We start from the raw sequence: 5,077 nt of genomic DNA on the forward strand, positions 1-5,077 counted from the left end.
AAGTATAATTACTCACTTGCATAAATGAGATGCTCCCAAATACCAAATACCGTTCAATCAAAGACAGAACTCCTTATTCCTGTGAGTGCCGCTTTCACCCCTAAAGGTTAGGCTGATGAACAGCAAAGAGTACAGGTCAAACAAATTAGATTAATTTGCTGATTTCGGTCTTTTAAAGATCGGCTCATTTGATTGTTCCTTGATATTCTGCGGGGAAGGATTTTCCTTCTGGTAAGGAGAAGCTTTGATCGTTTTGAGCGGAATTCCGCGAGATAATGCAGAATCTAAAAAAACCTCGACCGGAATTCCCCAGTTAGGACTATGGGTACTATCTAACACCGAACAGTTTTCTGTACTGTTTTCATAGGTTCCAGCCGTGGCATGAATAGCCACCACTTGATCATCTTGGTTAAAGACTCCAGCCCCACTCATTCCTTCAATCGTTGGATTTGTATATTTGACTCGATTTCCCTCTTGAAAGTGTTTTTTTGGATCGTCGAGATTCTCTAAAAGCTTTCTATCGTTTTCGGTGTACTCTTGATCGGAGCGGACGATCTGCTCTATAGCTCCGAGTGTCAACTCCTCTTTTGGTTTTCCAGAACAATATCTCCAACCTAATACCGAGACTGCTTGACCTTGAGAGATATTGGGATTTAAAGTGACAGTAGGATAATCCATCTCGCTGGTGAATTTAACAATGGCTAGGTCTAATTCTCTGTCTGGGATAATTTCTTGGATCGGATAGAATCGATTGTCATAGGTAACGATCTCCTTTGAAGATGGATTCAATAGATTATCTACTACGTGTTTGGCGGTCAGCACATAGTAATCATTAGAAGCGGAACCGATGATTATACCCGTTCCTATTCCTTTGATATACACAGTAGATTTTTTTAATGTTTCGGAAATTACTGATGAATTTACCTCATGCTCTTGCGGCATATTGCCGTTTTTTTCACAGCCTACCAATATACCCCATAAAATAATTGACAAATAAATAGTATAAATAGCTCGATACTTCATCTTTTTTACTTTGCTTTCGTGAGTAATATTCCTTTTTTCAAGAGATTTTTTATTGACCAGTGTTATCCTGAAATTCAAAGTTAACGGTAACAGTTTCAATTTTAGACCTAGTATGTATCAGTTTAAGAGTTTTGCCTCGACGAAGAATTTTATAAATAACTTTTTGATATTTCTCTTCCTCTTCTAGCCCGTATCGATAATAGTTTTGGTTATTATCTACTATTTTGGGGATAATATTTTTGTTTTGATGGCTTCCCAAACTTAAGGAAGTAAGTATTATTTGACAGTTCTGTGCAGCTGCCAATTTTATGGGCTTATTTGTAGTAAAATCGACTACCTTTTCAGAATCTGATATACAAATTTTAATTTTGTCGTTCGATTCTATCTGAAATGTTGCTATTTCTGTTGGATGAAAATAAATCCAAAAATTTTCGATTATATTTTTAAGGATTGTCAAAACTACTAATATTATCAGAATCAATACTATCAAAGGCAATACCCCCGATAGTATCAAGATCATGTTCAATTTTTGTTCAAGATTTAACCGATCAACAGGAGTCATTGGGTTTAACTTCCTTCCCCCAAGAGTTTCTGATTTGACGGAAAGAGGTGGAGACAAAAATCCGATCGGTTCTAATTGAGCCGTGGAGGTCGGTAATTCGCTAAATAATTGCTGAGAATTGAGCGATAAATACCAATCAATAGGTAATCCCAAAGATAAGGGAGCATTGTCTTGAATAATGAACGGAACTCTCTTATTATCTGCGTAGTTATTTTGTGGGGCATCAGTCGTGGTTTTTCCTCTTCCATTGATTCCTACTAAATGCCCTTTATGATCGAGAATTGCACCTCCACTGGTTCCTTCCTCGGTGTCATTGGTAAAAGCCAATTGATATCCGTCCTTTAGATAGCGATCAATAACCCATCCTTTGCCTTTGGTAAAAAGAAATTCTGCTGGACAATCAGGACTAGGAACTGCACCTAATTTACAGGGAAATCCAGTTACAAAAAAGTCACTTTTATCTGGCAAATTTTCCGACGTTTTTTTAATGGCTGTTTCGTATTGATAAGGACTCTCGAACCATAACAAGGCTAGATCAGCTTTTACCCCCATTCGCTCGAATTTAGCCTTGGGATGAATTTGACCTCTATGAATGAAACCCTCATGAGTTTGAATATAAAATTTGTCAATTCTAGATAAGACATGAGCGTTTGTTAAGACTAAATAATTGTAGATGCTTTGACTATTTTTCCGTTTGATTTCTTGTCTATCAACGATAACTCCCGAACCGCTGTCGTCTGTTGTAAATGGCCATTCTTCCCATAAAACTGTGTAAACTCTTACAGTGATCAATCTAGCGATATCCCTTATCATATCTTCATCCATCTTCCCTATAGAGGGTTGCTCATCAGCATTAGAAGTTTGTGCCTCGATAGGATATAAAAAAGCTTGCATGGTGAACAACACCATGCAAGTTAACAGAAAGATAACGATAAATTTTCTAAGTTTCATGATTACTGCGAAACACACACTTCTCTGGCCACCTTCTCTTCACCTCGCAAAACCGCCATAATGTTAACGAAGGTTGACTTATTACCACATTGCTTGAGAGGCCGCCCAGAAAAATTTCTATCGGAGAGAGCGAACAAGTCGTCTAATAACTGACTAGGGCTTTCTTTCCCACCACTGCCATTCTCAAATCCGTAAATATTTCCATTAAGCGTCCACAGAAGTTGCTCTTCTCTACATTTAGCTCCTTCTTTATTAGTAGTACAAATTGCGGGATTTCCGTTGATATAATCATGTCGTATATATTGAAACCCTTTGCGGAACTGTTCATCAAGACGATTACTCACCTCTTGACAGCGTTTTAGCGGCGTGTACCCAGCCTCTTTCGCTAACGGTTCTAACCACCGAATCAATTGACGTGGTTGGTTCTGCCATTGCTGGCTAGTAGCCACAGTAGCGGGAACACCATTACTGAGAGTTTGACACTGAAACCTCACTGGCGGGTTTTTTGCGAAAATCGGCTGAGAGAATAAGACCGAAAATCCGACTACTGCCGCTACAAGAACTATTGCGAACCTCTTGAGTCTATTCAACGTTAAAACCCTCCATCACTAAGGATAATATAAAATCATCTTAACTCAACAATTTCTGCTTAACTCAACAATTTCTGCACCGTGTTCGTTTTGTCACGATTTGTCACGATTTTCTGACAAAATCAAGGTACTCTGATCGGCTTTCGGTAGGAATCAGTCGGCAAAAAGAGGGGTTCTGACGGCTCGATCGACCCTTCTCGTTTATTCTCTTCAGTGCGAAGGAATAGAAGTTTATCGGGAACCTCTATAGTCGGTAGAACATCTCGACAAATTTCTAGGTGGCGATGAGATTGACAATTCATGACTAGATTTTTCCAAGCAAAGTGCAGATTGTATTGGGCGGTATAGAGACTTAACAAGCTAATCAATAATCCCAACAGTGGCATAATCTGATGAAATTGACGTGTCATGGCTCTTCTCTACTTTGTGTGATAATTTTTGTTTATGTAAGGTGAAATGGTTACTGAATAATACTTTTAGGACTATTTTGAAAGAAGAAACTATCAGTATAGACCCCCGTTTCCACACAGAAACCAAAAGAATCGTTTTATTTCTTTCCCTTATCAAGCCAGACGATTAGATGTGCTTTGACTCTAGCCTAGTTCTTCTTTAGATTATCGGGACGAAGAAAAATCCCTCCCTCGTTTTCGGGGTCTGGCGAAGAAGGACTAGGAGACGGTTTTGGAATTGGGGACTCGATCGGCTTCTGATGAGGATGCAAATCGAAGACTATTGCTCGAAGTAGATTAAAACCCCAGATAAATCCTGTGATCATGACTAATATCATCAAAAACTTGCCCAGAGGTATATTGACCATAGGAATCTGGGTATTGATCGCCGAACGAAGAACACTGACTTGACTATTATTGATAACTACTGTTTTTCCTAAATGATGCAAGTCTTCAAGAATTTCCTCTACATTTGTATAGCGATCTGTGTGGTTTTCTTGAATCATTCGATCGATAATAGCCGCTAGTTGATCCCCCACGTTATTAGCCTTTGTTCTCCATGCGAGCATTTTGTTACTCGAATTACGAGATATATCTTTTGGTTCAATACCAGTTAAAGCTTTAATAACAGTCATTCCCAAAGCATAAATATCACTATTGAATTCTGGATAACCGTCCATTTGTTCTTTTGGCGTATAACCACTGGTAAAAATTTTAGTTAGATTCCCCCCCGATAAATTCGGTAATGTTGAATTGGATAAAAGAGGTGCTTTGACTCCTCCAAAATCAATCAAAATAAATTTTTTATCTTGATCCCGATGCAAGATATTCGATGGCTTGATGTCTCGATGAATTACTTGTTTTTTATGAATGTATTCTAAAACGGGGAGAATCCCTAGCAAAAATTCAATGACTTCCTGTTCCTTGAATTTTCCGCGAGAGCTAATTTCCTCTTCCAGCGAATCACCTTCTATATATTCTTGAACTAAATAAAATTCTTGATCTTCTGAAAAATAGGCAGATAAATAAGGAATTTGATCGTGTTTGCCTAAATCCTTTAGCGTTTTAGCTTCTCGATAAAATAACTCCTGCGCTTTTTCAAGTTCATCTTGGTTATTGCTTTTAAATGTAAGCTTTTTAATAACACATTGACTTCCTAAACGCCGTGAATCTTCAGCTATATAGGTTTCTCCAAATCCACCCACGCCCAATTTTTTTACAATTTTATAATACTGGCCAATAATTATTGAGGGTTTCATGGTCTTGGTTGGCAATCTTGACAGAAGATGATTTATATTCTAGCAACCACAGCCACAAAAAAGCACCCCCTCGCGGGAGTGCCTTTTCGTTCAGACTAGGAATTAACCATTGATAGCCGGAGCAATCAGAGCTACAGGAGCCTGTTCACCACTAGCTAAGTCTAAGGGGAAGTTATGTGCATTACGCTCGTGCATTACTTCCATACCGATACCAGCGCGGTTTAACACATCGGCCCAAGTACC

General features: G+C 38.6%; 5 protein-coding genes. All 5 read right to left on the reverse strand.

All coding sequences use genetic code 11. The features are described 5' to 3' along the window. Window positions 1-150: 150 nt before the first annotated feature. Window positions 151-1,023, reverse strand: coding sequence for a S1 family peptidase (locus IM500_RS20090; RefSeq protein ID WP_287739407.1), 873 nt, complete (start codon window positions 1,021-1,023; stop codon window positions 151-153). A gap of 49 nt (window positions 1,024-1,072) precedes the next feature. Beyond that, the gene (locus IM500_RS20095; RefSeq protein ID WP_287739408.1) at window positions 1,073-2,479 is read right to left on the reverse strand and encodes a S1 family peptidase; all 1,407 of its coding nucleotides are present in this window, start codon (window positions 2,477-2,479) and stop codon (window positions 1,073-1,075) included. Between the two features lie 59 nt (window positions 2,480-2,538). Continuing rightward, a complete protein-coding gene (locus IM500_RS20100; RefSeq protein ID WP_287739409.1) occupies window positions 2,539-3,030 on the reverse strand; it encodes a COP23 domain-containing protein in 492 nt (163 codons plus the stop codon). A gap of 218 nt (window positions 3,031-3,248) precedes the next feature. Continuing rightward, window positions 3,249-3,536, reverse strand: a complete 288-nt coding sequence (locus tag IM500_RS20105) for a hypothetical protein (RefSeq protein ID WP_287731801.1) — start codon at window positions 3,534-3,536, stop codon at window positions 3,249-3,251. Between the two features lie 188 nt (window positions 3,537-3,724). After that, window positions 3,725-4,834, reverse strand: a complete 1,110-nt coding sequence (locus tag IM500_RS20110; RefSeq protein ID WP_287739410.1) for a serine/threonine-protein kinase — start codon at window positions 4,832-4,834, stop codon at window positions 3,725-3,727. Window positions 4,835-5,077 lie beyond the last annotated feature (243 nt).

Source organism: Microcystis sp. M179S2 (assembly GCF_020245805.1).
Lineage (GTDB): Bacteria > Cyanobacteriota > Cyanobacteriia > Cyanobacteriales > Microcystaceae > Microcystis > Microcystis aeruginosa.